Genomic DNA, 14,849 nt, shown 5'->3' with positions numbered 1-14,849 from the left:
AACGGTTGGTTTGGCAGCACATTCAGAGCCAACACGCAGAGGTAGCTGAGTTACTGAGTTCAGACGATTTCAACGCGTTAAAGCGCCAGTTGTCGGCGCGTTTCGGCCCCGTAGAAGTTGGGGTGAATTTGCAAGACATTGGAGGTTCGCTGTATGGCGTCCGCAGACAAGCTAAAACGAGAGATTGACCTGCACGATCTGGCCGAACGGCTGGGTATGGAACGCCCTGAGCCGAATGGCAATTACCGGGCGCAGGGCAGGGCAGACAAGCACCCAAGCGTGAGCATTTTCGTTGCCGAAGAAGCTGGCCACATGATGTGGAAAGACCACACCACAGGTGAAAAAGGAAGCTGTATCGACCTGGTGATTTATTGCGGCCGTGCTGATGATGCCAGCGAGGCAATGCGCTGGATTCATAAGGAATACGGGATTACGGCAGATGCTCCAGAGCAGCAACAGCAAAAGCCAAAGCTGGAATGGCTGGCAGAAAAGCAGCTCGCAGTGGCAAGTGATGCGCGGCGGTATTTGTTTGATGAGCGGAAGATTCCGGCCCCGGTGATAGACCTGATGCAAAAACGGGGTGCGTTTGGGTTCAGTGACTGGACGAACTCAAAGAAGAAGTCGGGTGAAATTGGGTATGGCGGCCCGGCCATTGTTTTCCCAGCCCGCTGTGTGTTGAGCAAGCAGGTGATGGGGATTGATTACCGTTACTTTGACCCGTCACTGAATGGAGACCTGAAAACTAAGGCGCAAGGAGAGAAGCGTGGATACCCCTATATTCCCGATGCAATGGCCCTTCGCAGAGCCACGACTGTTTACGTTGTTGAATCGCCCATCAATGCCATATCAGCTGTGGCGGCATTTGACCCGGAGGGGACTGGCAAAGGTACGACAACGGCGATTGCGACCCGCGGGCTGGCTGTGGAAGACATTGACTGGCGTTTTCTGGCAGGGAAGAAAGTGGTGTGTTGTTTCGACAATGATGCGCCAATTAAAGATGGACCACGCAAGGGGCACCGTCCGGGGCCGGAAGCCGCATGGGTGGTGCATGAAGCGTGTACTGCACTGAACATACCGTGCTTTCTGGTCCGGCAGGATACGCCGCAATGGGAGGAAGTAAACGACCTGAATGATTACCTGCGTGAACATGGGCCTCAGGAAACGAAGTTTGCTTTGCTGCGGCTGGAGCAATGGCTGGTTTATGGGCAGGAAGGCCAGTTTATTTCAGGCAGAGTGAAGCGTCTGCCTCTGCCTGATCATGACCAGTATATGTATGGGTTGTTTCGGACTAAGCAGGACTTCACGAGTTTCCTGAAGATTGTTCAGAACGAGGAAGAAGGTGAGCAGCAAATCCCTCAGGATGTATGCAGCTTCAGAATCGCCGGACTTTCGAAGGTGACAATTTCTTCTGCCAATGCAGCGATGACCGGAGAGAAAGATCTGCAGGCCCACAAGGTGTACTCAGCTTCGATACAGACGCCGGATTCACCTTATGAACTGACCCGTTTCATTCTTGAAAGGGAGCAGCTTTACAACATTGATGTCTGGCGTCGCGTTGGCGGGGGGATATTTAACCCGGGAAAATTCAGCAGGATGATTTCAATACTGGAAAGGGCCACCAAGATTGGCGCACGTTCTGCCGTGAATTTTGTTGGCCTCGCCTGGCATGAAGGCAAACCAATCTTTAATGAAGGGCCGGATTGTTACTTTACGAACCCGAAGCAGCAATGCCCTTATTACAACCTGCGTTTCATTTCTGGTCACCCAAGTGATGGCAAGTCGGTTATCGAAGCGTACAGCAAGACGTTTAAACAAAGCGCCGGATTGATTCCGCTGGTTTGGGGGCTGGGATGCCATATCAAAACGTTTCTGGGCTTCTGGCCGCACTTCACGCTTCAAGCTGATAAGGGAGCAGGTAAGTCGACGCTGATTAAGCGGATTGAGCGAAGCATCGGTTTCACGATGCTTTCCAGCCAGAGTATGAAGTCTGAATTTCGTTTGGTGACTTCAATCGGGCACACCTCGCACCCGGTTGGCTGGGAAGAAATCAGTGCGCAGGAACAGAAAACGATTGATCGAGCTGTTGCGCTTTTGCAGGAGAGCTATCAGTACACCACATCGAAACGCAGTTCAGAGATGACTGAGTTCCTCTGTGTTGCACCGGTATTACTGGCGGGGGAAGACGTCCCCGTTCAGAGCTTGCAGGGCAAGCTGATTCGGTCTGATTTATCCAACAGAAAAGGCGCATTGCTGCCTGAAGATTTGCCGAGATTTCCGGTGAAAGAGTGGATTCAGTTTCTGACGACATTCTCCCGTCAGGAAATGCGTCAGCACTTTCATGAGTGTCTGGAGTACATGAAAACAAAGCGCAGTTCGGTCAACAGTGACAGTACTGCAGAGCGCATGATTGAGAATTACAGCTGCGTATTACTTGCATGGAAGCTGTTGTGCCAATTCACCGGTATGCCTTCCAAGTACGGCAAGTTCGTATCGCATCTGATTACAGAAATGAGCGCTCATGTCAGTGAAACCAATGCTTCACGGGAACCTTGGGTTTGGATTCTTCACGTCATTCTGGGTGAGATTGATTCGGGTCAGTATCGCTATCCATACCTATTTGACTGGATAGACGGAGAACTGTGCCTGTTGATTCGAACGAGCCACATGATGCAGCAACTCAGCCAGACGCCGGCATTGAAACAGACATTCGACAGTTTACCGGTGAAGTCAGACCGGGTTCTGAAACGGCAGCTAAAGAATGCCGGCGTGATTTTGAAGGAGCCTTGCGAAAAAACAATCAATACCAAGCGAGTTTCTAATCTCGTTGCTTTAGGGGTCGAGAATCTTCGTGAATTCGGGTTGTACCCGGGAATCCCTGAACACGTTCAGGAACAGCAAGTGAATCAACAATGAGGAAACAAGGATGATCAGTAATTTGCAAATCGTATTACTCAGTCAGCTGAAGAATCATTGCCATACAGGTTATGACATCACGAAGCTGATTCAGCATTCACCCTGGAAAGCTTCTCATCAGCAGGTGTATCGGGAGCTTGCCAGATTGGAGGCATCTGGCTGTGTCAGCATCGAAGAAGTCATGCAACAGGGCAAGCCAGACAAGAAAGTGTATAGCCTGACTGACCTTGGCAGAAAAATGCTGGCAGAGGCTGAGTCTCAGCAACCTGCAATAAGAAAGTTTCAGGACGATGCCAGCGCAATGTTGTTTTTGAAACAGCCTGGCTATTACCAGAGCATGAAATCAGAAATCGAGCAGCGTATTGCAGCAATTGAAGCAGAGCGTGCTTCATGCACCGAGGCGTTGTTACTGCTATCGCTGGACCGTGAACAGCGTTTGCTGGAAGCAGATGCTCAGTGGTGCCAAGGCGTGGTCAGAGCATTTGCATCCGGTTTAACACAGGCAGCATAAATCAACAGGAAGGAGGGCTGTTATGCCTAAGAAATCACTCAACCACATCGCCACTTTAATTTCTGAAGTTTACCAGGAGGCAGGGCTGGAAAAGGAATATATCGAAAGTAAAAAAGCGATTATGCGTGGTCATGAAAACAAGTATGAAACGCTCGCAAGCGCCATCAATCTGGATACAGCAAACCGTAAGCGTTTGGCTGTGAAGCTTGGGATCTCATCGTTGCATTTGGATGTGACGGTTAAAGTGCTCAATCACCATTGCTGACGTAACAGTGGTGAATTGATTCTAAATTCAAATAAATAAGGTAAATAGCATGAAACAAGAGTTAATCAACGAAGAGCCATTAGTCGAAGTATTGAACGGGAAAGCAAGCACGACATCACTTATGTTTTCGACGGTGTTTGAAATTCAACATAATGAAGTATTGCAGAAAATTCATGCTGTAGATTACTCCAACGCATTTATTGATAACAACTTCTCTTCAGTGAAGATGGTTGAAAATGGCGTTGATAAAGAAATCTTTTATATAACATATGACGGATTTTCTCTGTTTCTAAGTGAGTTCTATGGGCGATTGAATAAACAGTTAGTGGAAAAGTATCTTACGGAGTTTGAATTTCTATCGGACCAATTGCTTTGCTTGTGTGTAAATGGAAAACAGCTAAACGAAACTATTCACTAAGAGGCATTGATTATGAAAAGTCTTCCTGAACCATGTGGGAGCGTACCGGCATTAGAAATTATTGACGGTCAGCCAATGACGACGTCACTGAAAGTGGCTCAGTATTTTGGTAAACGGCACGACAATGTATTGCAAGCAATTCGCCGTTTAACAAGTGAGGAAGATTTACACTTCCTTAATTTTAAGGAGACGTTCGTTGCATCTCCTATCCCGAATGGTGGTACAAGAAATGACAAAGTGTATTACATGACAAAAGATGGATTTTACTTCCTCGTGCTTGGCTTCACGGGAAAGCAAGCATTACTTTTTAGGGCTGCATTTATCAAAGAGTTCAACCGTATGGATGAAGAACTAAGGGGTGGGAAGGCCATTGATAACTATGCTGGTCAGATGTTGATGCAGATGGCAGCCCATTACCAAAGAGAAGATAAAATGATCGTGTGTCGTAGTAAATACGAAGCAATGAAGAGCGTATTTAGTCAAGCGATGAAAACTTCTTCGCAGATCCAAAGCAACCAGCTTGAACTGCAAATGCAAACTTTTGAAGCCATAACAGATAGCATTGACTCTGAATGGCCACTTTCTGATGAGTTACCTTGAATAAGAGCATAGTGGCAAAACTATGCTTTCGGCTCACACACTGCTGCCTTCGTAAGAGGGCAGCTTCCTACTCAGATTGCTGCGGCAACAGCAAAGATGAGGTACAGATGAAATTGAAAAGACTGTCTGAACGAAGCCGATATGGTTTCTCGAATGTCAGTACTAACGCTGATCCACAGGTTCTATTTGAAGAAAATGTCCGTAACCCACGTTACTTGTGGGTTGTAAGTCTATGTTTTTTAATTTGTTTTAGGTGTCATCCACAGGTCCATAGGTTATTTCGGATCCCTCTCCCCCCGGAATCAAAAATTCCCAGCAGAGGAAATGCTCAATATGCTGGTTAAGTTGAATGAATGGCGAAAAATGCGATTCCCCGATGGCCAGGCACCCAGCGTGCGTGTCTGTCGTAGGGAAATCGATTTGGGTACGTTGCCTGGGAAGCGAATCGGGCGCTGTTATTACGTCGACCTGGAGCGGGAAAAAGACGCGACAGGGGATGAGATGTTAGATGACCTGCTAAGCCATTAAGAAACACAGAGGTGACCGTGCCCCGTCCTAGAAATAAGAAGTTCAGAGACCTTCCTGAAGGTCTCTATCATAAAGGCGAGAAAGGCTATGTATTCCGCCGCATTGACAATACCTGGAAGTCTTTGGGTAACGAGAAATCAAGAGCCATCGCTTTAGCCCGCAGATATAACGCGACCTACCGAATTGATGCTGAAATTACTCATGAAGTGAACCCAAGCCTTATCACGAGTAGAAGGAAGAAAGGCCTGACGCCATTTTCCCAGTACTTAAAACGTGTTCTCAAACGCTACAAGGAAGAAGAGAACCCATCTGAGGAAACCTATAAAAACTTCGTTTCACGGGTTCGCAGACTAGCGGAAGTGATTGGGAATAAGCCTGGCATGGTGATCGACCTGCATGATGTGAATCATGTGCTTGAAACGCTTGCTGAGGGCAAATCGAACGAGGTTTATAACCGCTGGATATCTGTGATGGTTAAAGTGTTCGACTATGCGGTTGATGACAGCGTGATGCTGGAGAACCCGGCAAAGCGGAAGAAACGGAAACCGCTCGAAAGTAAACTACGGCAAAGGATCACATTGGAGGAATACAAGGCTATTTGGCGAATCGCACCTCCCTGGCTTCGCTGTGCAATGGACCTGTCCCTGGAAACCACGCACGCAGCGCTTGAAGTCTGTGCTGTACGCTATGACCATATTGAATGGCTTGAAGAGCCTGTTGAAGAAAATGGTATTCAGGTATTTGGATACTTGAAGATTCACCGTCAGAAAGTAAAGAAGAAGGAATCGAGCCGGGTCATGATTCCAGTGACGTTGTCACTCAAGAAAATCATCGACGATAGCAAAGATAATATTGCATCAGCATATGTTGTTCATCGAATGCCAGAGAAGATCAGTAATGAAGTGAGTAAATATTGTGAGCATTTGACTCAGGTAAATCGAAAATTCTTAAGCAGAAAATTTTCACATTATCGGGATTTGGCAGGGGTGAAGAAACATTTGGATAAAACCGAACGTCCGACATTTCATGAAGTGCGTGGGTTGAGTATTCATTTGTTCGACAAAGCTGGTTATGACCCTCAGGCAAGAGCCGCTCATTCTGATGCCAGAAGCACAAAAGTGTACAAAGAAGGGCATGAAAAATGGGTACAGGTTCCGGCTGGTGAGATAGGGATTCGTACCCCGGTTCCAAAATAGTTTTGGAACCATTTTGGAACCGGCGATTTTTGAGAGGGGTAAATCAGGCGATTTACCCCTAGTTTTTTTAATGCGAAATTTGAGGGTGACCTAGATAGTAGGCAAAGAAAAAGCCCGTTCTTTCGAACGGGCTTCTCTGTGTATGGTGCGTCTGAGTGGACTCGAACCACCGACCCCCGCCATGTCAAGGCGATACTCTAACCAGCTGAGCTACAGACGCTTTTATTTCCCTGTCTAACAGAAGTAAGACAGAAACATTCAAATTTGGTGCGTCTGAGTGGACTCGAACCACCGACCCCCGCCATGTCAAGGCGATACTCTAACCAGCTGAGCTACAGACGCTTTTTGTTTCCCTGTCTAATAGAGGTAAGACAGAAACATTCAAATTTGGTGCGTCTGAGTGGACTCGAACCACCGACCCCCGCCATGTCAAGGCGATACTCTAACCAGCTGAGCTACAGACGCTTTTTATTTCCCTGTCTAATAGAGGTAAGACAGAAAAATTTAAATTTGGTGCGTCTGAGTGGACTCGAACCACCGACCCCCGCCATGTCAAGGCGGTACTCTAACCAGCTGAGCTACAGACGCGAAATTTAAGTTATTCTAATGCGAAATTTGGTACGACCGAGTGGACTCGAACCACCGACCCCCACCATGTCAAGGTGGTGCTCTAACCAGCTGAGCTACGGTCGTATCATGGAAGTGCTCTGCATCAGAACGGGGTGAATATTAGCGATTCACTCCCTTCGGTGCAAGTGTTTGAGTTGGCTTTTTTATTTTTCGTGACTGTTTGGTTGCAAGTTGTACGCCCTGATGCGCTTTCAGTCAGTGAGTGATTGTTTTTCGGGACAAATTATTGCAATAACTCATGATCCGGCGGCAACAACCGGGAAATCCAGATGGCCAGTTTGTGACGCATGTTGGGGCCATCTTCCTGATCCGGAGCAAGCGGGGTGATTTGTTTGACATCAACCAGCAGGCGGTAGATGCATTCGACTTTGTCTTTTTCGGAGATGCCTTTGCCAAAATCCTCGTATCCTTGCTTTCGGGCGAAGGCGATACCCAATTCCATGGCTTTTTTCAGTAACTTCTGCTCATTTTTTATTTTTTTCATTGCGTCACGCTCCATCGCGATTTCTGTTCATCAAGCATAGCGAAGGCTATCCGGGCTGTCCGACTTTTATCCCACAGCGTTTGAAGAGTGTCTGCCAGTAATGCACATGGTTGAGCGTGGCTTCACGAAACTGGCGGTGTAATTCGCCGTCAATGTAATAAGTTTGATAGTCAGCCATCGCTGTCGGGCGCTCAGGTGTAGCAAACAGCACTTGCAGATCGGGTGAAATTTTCTGGTACTGGCTGTCGAGCTTGGCAAGATAAGGCTGAATTTCACCGACATAAAATGTATAAAACACGTTTTCCAGGTATTCGGCTTGTTGCTGGTTTCGGTTTGGGCCGCACATTACCTGCGAATCTTCGCTTTCTAATAGCCTGGTGGCCGTATTCAGCCAGTCACGGGCGCGGGCCATGGCATAAAACAGCTGACCGAGATAACGGAAGGTATGAATGTCGGCCTGATAGGTCAGCAGGCTGTCGGCGGCTTGGGAAGTGACTGTCTGTCCTGCACTGATCTGCCGGGCGATCTCGGCTAATCCGCTGAAAACATGCTGACTTTCTGATGCTCCGGCTATTTTGTTCAATGGGAAAGGGATATGGGTCGGCTTGAATTGTTTCTGCCATTCATCACCGGTGAGCAGCATGTTCCAGAAATATTTGGGTAAATCGATTTGTTTGGTGTGCTGGACCTCAAGCAACTGAGTTTGTAGCTTCTTGTTCTCAGGCAGCGTTGCAAGGCAATGACCGATACCGTCCAGCAAGAGCAGTTCGTAGCGAAGTTGCCGGGTTCGGTCCTGAACTTTGCCCAGCACAGAGTTCCGTTCCGCAATCAATTGAAACAGGCCACATGCTCTCAATTCGTAGGCATCAAACAGGCCCATACGGACATCTTCCGTGCGTTGAAGCAGCTCGCTCACTTCCGGTAATGGGGGGATTTTTGTGTTGGGTGGCTCAGGTGCACTGGCGTCCAGAATCGACGCCAGACGCTCTGTATAATTTGCGAAATGACTGTCGGACGACGACTTGTCACAGCCACTCAGCAGGGTGAGGCAAAGTGACAGCAGGACGATTTTCAGGCTGGAAAAATCACGGATATCAAAAACCATGGCCGATTCTTAAGTCTGTTTTTTCAAAGTATACGCTAACATGCTGACTTTTCAGCCAAAGAAAAAGGCAGCCTTTGCTGCCTTTCATAAAACGTCGTCAGGTTTCAAAGCTCGGATCAGCGGACTGACAGGGCTAGCTGGAAGTCGTGGTCCTGACGCTGTAACCACAATAAACGCGTGGTCAGCATGATTGCAGCGGCAGTCAGACCGACGATGTTACCAATCCAGAAACCGTGTGGGCCCATTGGTTCGGTGATCAAATGTGTCATCCCCAGGATATAACCGGTTGGCAGGCCAAAAATCCAGTAGGCGATAAAGGTGCGGACGAAAATAGCCTGCATGTCTTTATATCCCCGGAGTGCGCCGGCAGCGACTACCTGAATGGCATCACTACATTGGTAAACCGCGGCCAGGAATAATAACTGCGCAGCAAGACTGACGACTTCCGGATTATCGGTATAAAGCAATCCGATGGGTTCGCGGAAAATGACGGTGAGTACCGCGGTGGTCAGGGAAACAGCAACTCCCAGCCAGATGCCACAATGGCTGGAAATTCTGGCGCCATCGAAGTTTTTCTCCCCCAGCTGATGCCCAACCCGGATGCTGGTCGCTGCGCCCAGACTCATGGGCAGCATGAAGACCAGCGAGGAGAAGTTAATCGCAATCTGATGTGCGGCCACGACAATGGAGCCGAGTGGTGCAATCAGCAGCGCAATGGCGGCAAAGAGTGAGACTTCAAAAAACAGTGCGGCCGCAATGGGGAAACCCAGCTTGAACTGGCGGGTGACTGTATCGACTTCAGGCTTGTGCCAGGTCACAAACAAGCCAATCCGGTTGAGCTTTTTGTTCACCAGAACATAGACCAGCATGGCAAAGAACATCAGCCAGTAGACAATGGCTGTCGCAACACCGCAGCCTACGCCGCCCAGTGCCGGTGCGCCAAATTTACCGTAGACAAACACCCAGTTCAGCGGAATATTGGCCAGCAGGCCGATGAACCCAATGACCATACCCGGTACAGTCAGGGATAAACCCTCTGAGAAGCTACGTAAAGCCTGAAACAGAAAGAGTGCCGGCACGGCATAAAGAACCGCATGCAGGTAACCAATCGTTTTCTCTGATAACACGCTTTCAAGTGCCATATAATCGATAAGCATGCCCGCGTTATAAAGCACCAGAATGACAGGAACAGACAGGAGGAGTGCCAAAAGAAAACTATGCTGAACCTGAAAAGGAATTTTGTCTTTTTGTCCGGAACCATTCAGTTGCGCGACGATGGGGACCATCGCGAGCAGCACACCGATCCCAAACAGGATCGCTGGCATCCAAATGCTGGAGGCGACGGAGACTGCGGCCATATCGGTTGCGCTGACGCTACCGGCCATGACGGTATCAATAAAACTCATCGCTGTCTGGGCAACAGAAGCGATCAGGACGGGAATAGCGAGCTTAAGCAATCGCTTTGTTTCAAGACGATAAAAATGCACAAATTGCTCCAGAGGGCAGGGATATCTTGTTGGAATGGTATTCAGTAGTGATTATATCGGCTTCCCTCAGTCAGACAACGATTTATTCAATCAGTCTCACTCACTTACCTGCGTTCCTCCAGACTGATCAGCAGTGCTTTGTTTTTACCCGATTGTTTGGCTTGATATAAAAGTCCGTCTGCAATACCAAAGCAGCCTTTACTGCCCGGTTCGCATTGGGTGATTCCCATACTGACGGTGATGGTGATCTGAGTGTCTCCCAAAGAGACAGGTATCGAGGAGAGACGCTGCAACAGGTTATCTGCAAGCCGGCGTGCGGTGATCTCATCTGGCGCGAGTGAGCAAATGGCAAATTCCTCTCCGCCAATCCGCCCAATGAAGTCAGGCTCAGTAAAGGTGTCATTACAGATGTTGACCAGATGCTGTAGGGCCAGATCCCCCACCTGATGCCCGTATGTGTCATTTAATTTTTTGAAATCATCGACATCCAGCAACATCAGCCAGCATCCTTGACGATCCCGTATTTCGTTGAATTGCTGCCAGAAAAAACGGCGGTTGGGCGCATTGGTTAAGGGATCATAAAAAGCTAGTTTCTCAAGGCGGTTGTTGGCTTCTTTCAGGGCAACGGTGCGGGCTGTCACTCTGGCTTCCAGTTCCTGATTCTGTTTCTCCAGTAACAGGTTCAGCTTTGCGGTTTTTTCACGCTCCTGATCCAGATGTGTGATGGTTTGTTCCAGATGACGACTCATATCATCAAAGGCATCGGCCAACTGACCGACCTCGTCACTGCGTTTCAGGTTCAGTGTCTGCCCCCACTGACCCCGGCTGATATTGTTAATTGCATTCGTCAGGCGCTGAATGGGCGTCAGAATGTAGCGGTTGCCGTAGTATCCGTAGATCGCAGCAATGATCATGAGCACCAGAGTCAGAACGATGGCCGTATCTTTGGCCGTCATGAAGACAGAGGTGAAGTCATTGAGCGGTGACAGCATGACAATGGTTACTCGATCGTCTCCGTCCAGCGTGTAATAGCCGGTATAGCTGAGCCAGTACTGTCCCTGACAGTGAAAGCGGTAGACTGGGCTGACATCGGTTGTGTGCCCGTATCTGTATTTCCAGACTTTATAGAGTAGCGGCGTGAGTTGCGGATCAATGGTTTTCAGTTCTCCATAAGCGGCCACGTGATCCGGTCGGGTGCTGGTCAGAATGGTTCCCTGGCGACCCAGAATGGTGATCACGCTGTTTGGACTGATCTTGATACGCTCCAGTTCATCAATCAGCGGGGTTAAATCAATATCCATTCCCCAGACACCCAGTAGCTCGCCAGCCTGATCGTATTCTGCTTTTGATAACGTCACGCCCAGCTCACCTTGCTGCTCTTCACGTTTAATGAGCTCACTCCATATAGCCTGGTCATTGGCCAGTGCCTGAAAGAACCAGGGTTGTTTACGGGCGTCATAGTATTCCTGACTGTTCAGCAGAATGTTATCTCGTTTCAAAGGGTGAATAATGTAGCGATGCAGATAACCGGCTTCCGGGCGTTCAGTTTCGATGAACTCAAAGTAATTCGAGTAGCTTTCAGGTAAGTTGAAGCGGACGATGTCGGGATCGCGGCCAATCAGGCTCAATCCGCCATTCGGCGTGGCAAAATAAAAATGCTCTATGTTTGGGTGCTTTCTGAGGGATTCGGTCAGGTATCGCTGCATTTCCGTTTTATCCTGAACGATCGTATCCAGCTCGTCTGCCATCAGATCCTGTTGCTTGTAGATCAGCCGGACATTGTTAAAGAATTCATCTAAGTGATCTTTCACCACATCATTGCTTTGGCGGTAAAATCCTTCGATCGCCTGAGTGATAGCGCGTTCAGAACTGCTGTACCAGATCATGCCTACACCAATGGCACTCAGGAGAATGACAGTGGTTAATGTGAGCTGGATGCGAAAGCCCAAGTGATTGGTGTGAGATTTAAACATGGTCAGGAAAATAAGCGAAATACCGCTGCGAAACATTACGGTTTGTAAGGATAAGTATTTGACAGGCTCAATACAATCAAGTCACAGCTTTTTGGGACAGCTGTTCTAACTTTATGGTCAAATTGTGAGTTGAAGCTTGTTTATGCTTTTACATACGGCAGGAGAATGTCGATATGAACTGTGTTTTATTGATTGTAAGCTATTGAAATTAAACAAATAATTATTTTATCGGATTTGTGTGAGGTGAGTGCCAGATGGGCGCCTTGAGGGCTTAGAAATTGGGTCATTTGGAGGACATCTTGCAGGCGGTCAGATTGAAGATACGTTAGGGCTTTCCCCCTAACGTATTTGGCCTACAGGCAGTTGGGTCAGGTATTGTTTTTCGCAACTCGTCTGATTCAGCCACATGTGTTTGAAATATCAACGAGAATGCAAAGCTGATTACGACTTATGTTCGGCATCAGAGAGCGCTTTTTGTGCAGCCTGACCAATCGATTCAATATCCGCGTTGTTCGAGGCGAGGAACTTTTCGAAAAGTGGCATCAATGCGCCCATTTTTTCGTCAATTGCATCGCGGACAGTATCGACGACCACTTGTGTGCCACGTTCAATTTCGACATTGATGGTTGAACCGCTTTGCTTTTCTTCGAAGGTCGTCATTCTGCGGGTTTCCGGGATGAGCCAGACATCGAACCAACCTTCATTTTTATTGACATCTGAAACCGTCAGGCTGGCACCATTCAAAGCAATATAGCCTTTCGGGAAGATGTATTTTGCCCAGTCACGAGAGAGAGAAATACGGATACGGTAGTTCTCGTCGATTTGTTGAACATCAAGCACAGATGTTTTGAAATCAACATGGCCAGAGAGGGGATGCCCCCCAATTTCTGCGCCGTCTTTGGCCGCTCGCTCGACATTGACGGCTTGGTTTTGTTTGTATTCGCTGAGCGTCGTAATTTCCAGGCTTTTTAGCATGACGTCAAAGGTCACTCTTGTTGGAGAGATGATTTCGGTCACGGTTAAGCAAACACCATCGACAGCAACGCTTGCACCAATCTCCAGGTTTTCACAAAAGCCAGGCTTGAATTCAATGTCAAACGTTCTGATTCCCTTGTTGTCAGTCACTGATGTAATGACGGCGACGGACTGAATAATACCTGTAAACATGCTTGTTTCCTCAACAGTGATGGCATGAGCGTCTTCTAAATCTGGCTGGTATTCTTGCTTTTATGTCGACAACTATCAAGCCATCTGAAGTGAACCGGTCATGAGGAGGTGCTTTCAAGACTGAAATTGCTCTCTCGATGCAGGCGGCTGTAAATACTGCCGAGCGGGAGGATGGCCTCACGCCATTTCAGGGTTTGACCATAAACAATTCGCCCTGCCATAGGGCAGGGCGGTGCTGATTCCTCACTCTGGGAAGTGTTTAGAAAATTTGCTCATCGTCGGCATCCACAAATAAATGAATGGTTTTGTGCAGGTCATCAACCTGCATGTTCAGATGGATGGCATGACAGCACGCGGGACAATCATCATAAAATTCCTGACTGCCAGCACTGGTATCCAGCGTAATGCGGATATGATGGCCACAATGCGGACAAATCACGCTCTGCTCGCTGTAATTCTTCATTGAATACTCCTTAACATGTACCGAACACCCATGGCACACAGACACAACTTCCAACTTCCTTTTCTGGAGAGTGGTATTTCCCCATGCATCTCAAGGCTCAGTTTCGGGAGTGGCCACAGAACCTGAACCTGGGATGAGATTGCGTCATCTCACCCTGACATGAATTGGGGAATCGATTGATAAACCGTTAAGTTAATCCTAGCGAGCCGAATTAGTTTTTGCCGTGAATTAACCGCAAACTTTGAGTTGCTGAGAAGTTTTGTGGATTGGCAGGCGGATGCCCGGCAACTTCGAGAACCAGCAATGGACATGCGTGTGAAGGTATGAAGCGAACTTGATTTTTTGGAGTCAAAATCGACTCAACAGGGAGGGAATCATTGCGTGTTATGAGAAATGAGTTGATGAGCAACTCTGCCTGTTTCAACAGAGCTGCTAACCATCACTGAAGCTGATTAAAGACCGGCGATTAATTCTTTATTTACTTCGAGCAGCGAGTTAAGTTTTCGATCGGCAATTGACCAGCGCAGGTCATCGCGATGATGGGCTTCCGGGACGGCAATACCTTTCATACGGGCAGCTTTCACGGCCAGCAGGCCATTGAGCGAATCTTCAAATGCGACACATTCATGGGGTTCAACACCCAGTGCATCTGCGGCATTGAGATAAACTTCCGGGTGAGGTTTACCAAAGCGCAGGTGTTCGGCTGAAAACAGTGCACTGAATGCTTCGGTCAGTGAAAGCGCATCCAGCGTGGCATGAATCAAACTCATGGGTGAAGAAGATGCCAGGGCAACTTTCAGACCCAGATCCTGACAGGTTTGCAGTGCTTCCTGAACGCCGGGTAGTATGGGTTTGTGCGCCTGAACCAGGGTTTCGACGCGTTTCGTGATCATCGAGTTGACTTCCTGACAGCTTGGTCCTTGCCATGGCTGGCGATCAAACCAATGATCCACAATGTGATCGATACGCAGTCCCATGGTATCCAGGGTGTCCTGCTGAGTGATTTTCACTCCCAGGGAAGAAAAGACCTCGATCTGAGCACGTTGCCAGAAAGGTTCAGAATCGACCAGAAGGCCGTCCATATCAAAGATTGCGGCTTTTAACATTTG

13 protein-coding genes and 5 tRNA genes are annotated in these 14,849 nt (G+C 48.2%); 6 read left to right on the top strand and 12 right to left on the bottom strand.

The features are described 5' to 3' along the window. The first annotated feature begins 153 nt into the window (after nt 1-153). The 6 genes from EA58_RS11950 to EA58_RS11920 all read left to right on the top strand — a co-directional run bounded on the left by EA58_RS11950 (nt 154) and on the right by EA58_RS11920 (nt 6,431). Nucleotides 154-2,913, top strand: a complete 2,760-nt coding sequence (locus EA58_RS11950) for a toprim domain-containing protein (RefSeq protein WP_036752909.1) — start codon at nt 154-156, stop codon at nt 2,911-2,913. A 10-nt stretch (nt 2,914-2,923) separates the two neighbouring features. Further along, nucleotides 2,924-3,424 (top strand): PadR family transcriptional regulator, encoded by a 501-nt coding sequence (locus EA58_RS11945; RefSeq protein ID WP_036752905.1) that lies wholly within the window; start codon nt 2,924-2,926, stop codon nt 3,422-3,424. A gap of 22 nt (nt 3,425-3,446) precedes the next feature. After that, the gene (locus EA58_RS11940; RefSeq protein ID WP_036752901.1) at nt 3,447-3,689 is read left to right on the top strand and encodes a hypothetical protein; all 243 of its coding nucleotides are present in this window, start codon (nt 3,447-3,449) and stop codon (nt 3,687-3,689) included. A gap of 49 nt (nt 3,690-3,738) precedes the next feature. After that, entirely contained in the window at nt 3,739-4,107 is a 369-nt protein-coding gene (locus EA58_RS11935; RefSeq protein WP_036752898.1) for a Rha family transcriptional regulator, read from the top strand. A 12-nt stretch (nt 4,108-4,119) separates the two neighbouring features. Then, nucleotides 4,120-4,707: a Rha family transcriptional regulator gene (locus tag EA58_RS20955; RefSeq protein ID WP_051642046.1), complete on the top strand. Its 588-nt coding sequence runs from the start codon at nt 4,120-4,122 to the stop codon at nt 4,705-4,707. A 539-nt stretch (nt 4,708-5,246) separates the two neighbouring features. Then, on the top strand, nt 5,247-6,431 hold the full coding sequence (locus EA58_RS11920) for a phage integrase central domain-containing protein (RefSeq protein ID WP_235199605.1): 1,185 nt from the start codon (nt 5,247-5,249) through the stop codon (nt 6,429-6,431). A gap of 143 nt (nt 6,432-6,574) precedes the next feature. Here the strand turns inward: EA58_RS11920 and EA58_RS11915 are convergent. The 12 genes from EA58_RS11915 to hxpB form a co-directional block, all read right to left on the bottom strand. Continuing rightward, nucleotides 6,575-6,651, bottom strand: a tRNA-Val gene (locus EA58_RS11915). 45 nt (nt 6,652-6,696) lie between these two features. After that, nucleotides 6,697-6,773, bottom strand: a tRNA-Val gene (locus EA58_RS11910). A 46-nt stretch (nt 6,774-6,819) separates the two neighbouring features. Further along, nucleotides 6,820-6,896 (bottom strand) — tRNA-Val (locus EA58_RS11905). A gap of 46 nt (nt 6,897-6,942) precedes the next feature. Then, a tRNA-Val gene (locus EA58_RS11900) sits at nt 6,943-7,019 on the bottom strand. A gap of 28 nt (nt 7,020-7,047) precedes the next feature. Then, a tRNA-Val gene (locus EA58_RS11895) sits at nt 7,048-7,124 on the bottom strand. A gap of 160 nt (nt 7,125-7,284) precedes the next feature. Further along, nucleotides 7,285-7,545: a DUF5062 family protein gene (locus EA58_RS11890; RefSeq protein WP_036753032.1), complete on the bottom strand. Its 261-nt coding sequence runs from the start codon at nt 7,543-7,545 to the stop codon at nt 7,285-7,287. 46 nt (nt 7,546-7,591) lie between these two features. Next, nucleotides 7,592-8,650, bottom strand: a complete 1,059-nt coding sequence (locus EA58_RS11885) for a DUF3080 domain-containing protein (protein ID WP_051642044.1) — start codon at nt 8,648-8,650, stop codon at nt 7,592-7,594. 116 nt (nt 8,651-8,766) lie between these two features. Continuing rightward, nucleotides 8,767-10,137 (bottom strand): MATE family efflux transporter, encoded by a 1,371-nt coding sequence (locus tag EA58_RS11880; protein WP_036752892.1) that lies wholly within the window; start codon nt 10,135-10,137, stop codon nt 8,767-8,769. Between the two features lie 104 nt (nt 10,138-10,241). Continuing rightward, nucleotides 10,242-12,110, bottom strand: coding sequence for a sensor domain-containing diguanylate cyclase (locus tag EA58_RS11875; protein WP_036753029.1), 1,869 nt, complete (start codon nt 12,108-12,110; stop codon nt 10,242-10,244). 441 nt (nt 12,111-12,551) lie between these two features. Beyond that, nucleotides 12,552-13,277: a riboflavin synthase gene (locus tag EA58_RS11870; protein WP_036752889.1), complete on the bottom strand. Its 726-nt coding sequence runs from the start codon at nt 13,275-13,277 to the stop codon at nt 12,552-12,554. Between the two features lie 259 nt (nt 13,278-13,536). Beyond that, nucleotides 13,537-13,740 (bottom strand): CPXCG motif-containing cysteine-rich protein, encoded by a 204-nt coding sequence (locus EA58_RS11865; protein WP_036752886.1) that lies wholly within the window; start codon nt 13,738-13,740, stop codon nt 13,537-13,539. Nucleotides 13,741-14,192: 452 nt separating this feature from the next. Then, nucleotides 14,193-14,846 carry a hexitol phosphatase HxpB gene (gene hxpB, locus EA58_RS11860; RefSeq protein WP_036752883.1) on the bottom strand — a complete coding sequence of 218 codons (654 nt, stop codon included), beginning with the start codon at nt 14,844-14,846 and terminating at the stop codon, nt 14,193-14,195. Nucleotides 14,847-14,849 lie beyond the last annotated feature (3 nt).

This window comes from Photobacterium galatheae, assembly GCF_000695255.1.
In the GTDB taxonomy this organism is placed as follows: Bacteria; Pseudomonadota; Gammaproteobacteria; order Enterobacterales; family Vibrionaceae; genus Photobacterium; species Photobacterium galatheae.
The sequence above is the reverse complement of the archived record's forward strand: the minus strand, read 5'-3'. Positions and strand labels throughout refer to the sequence as shown.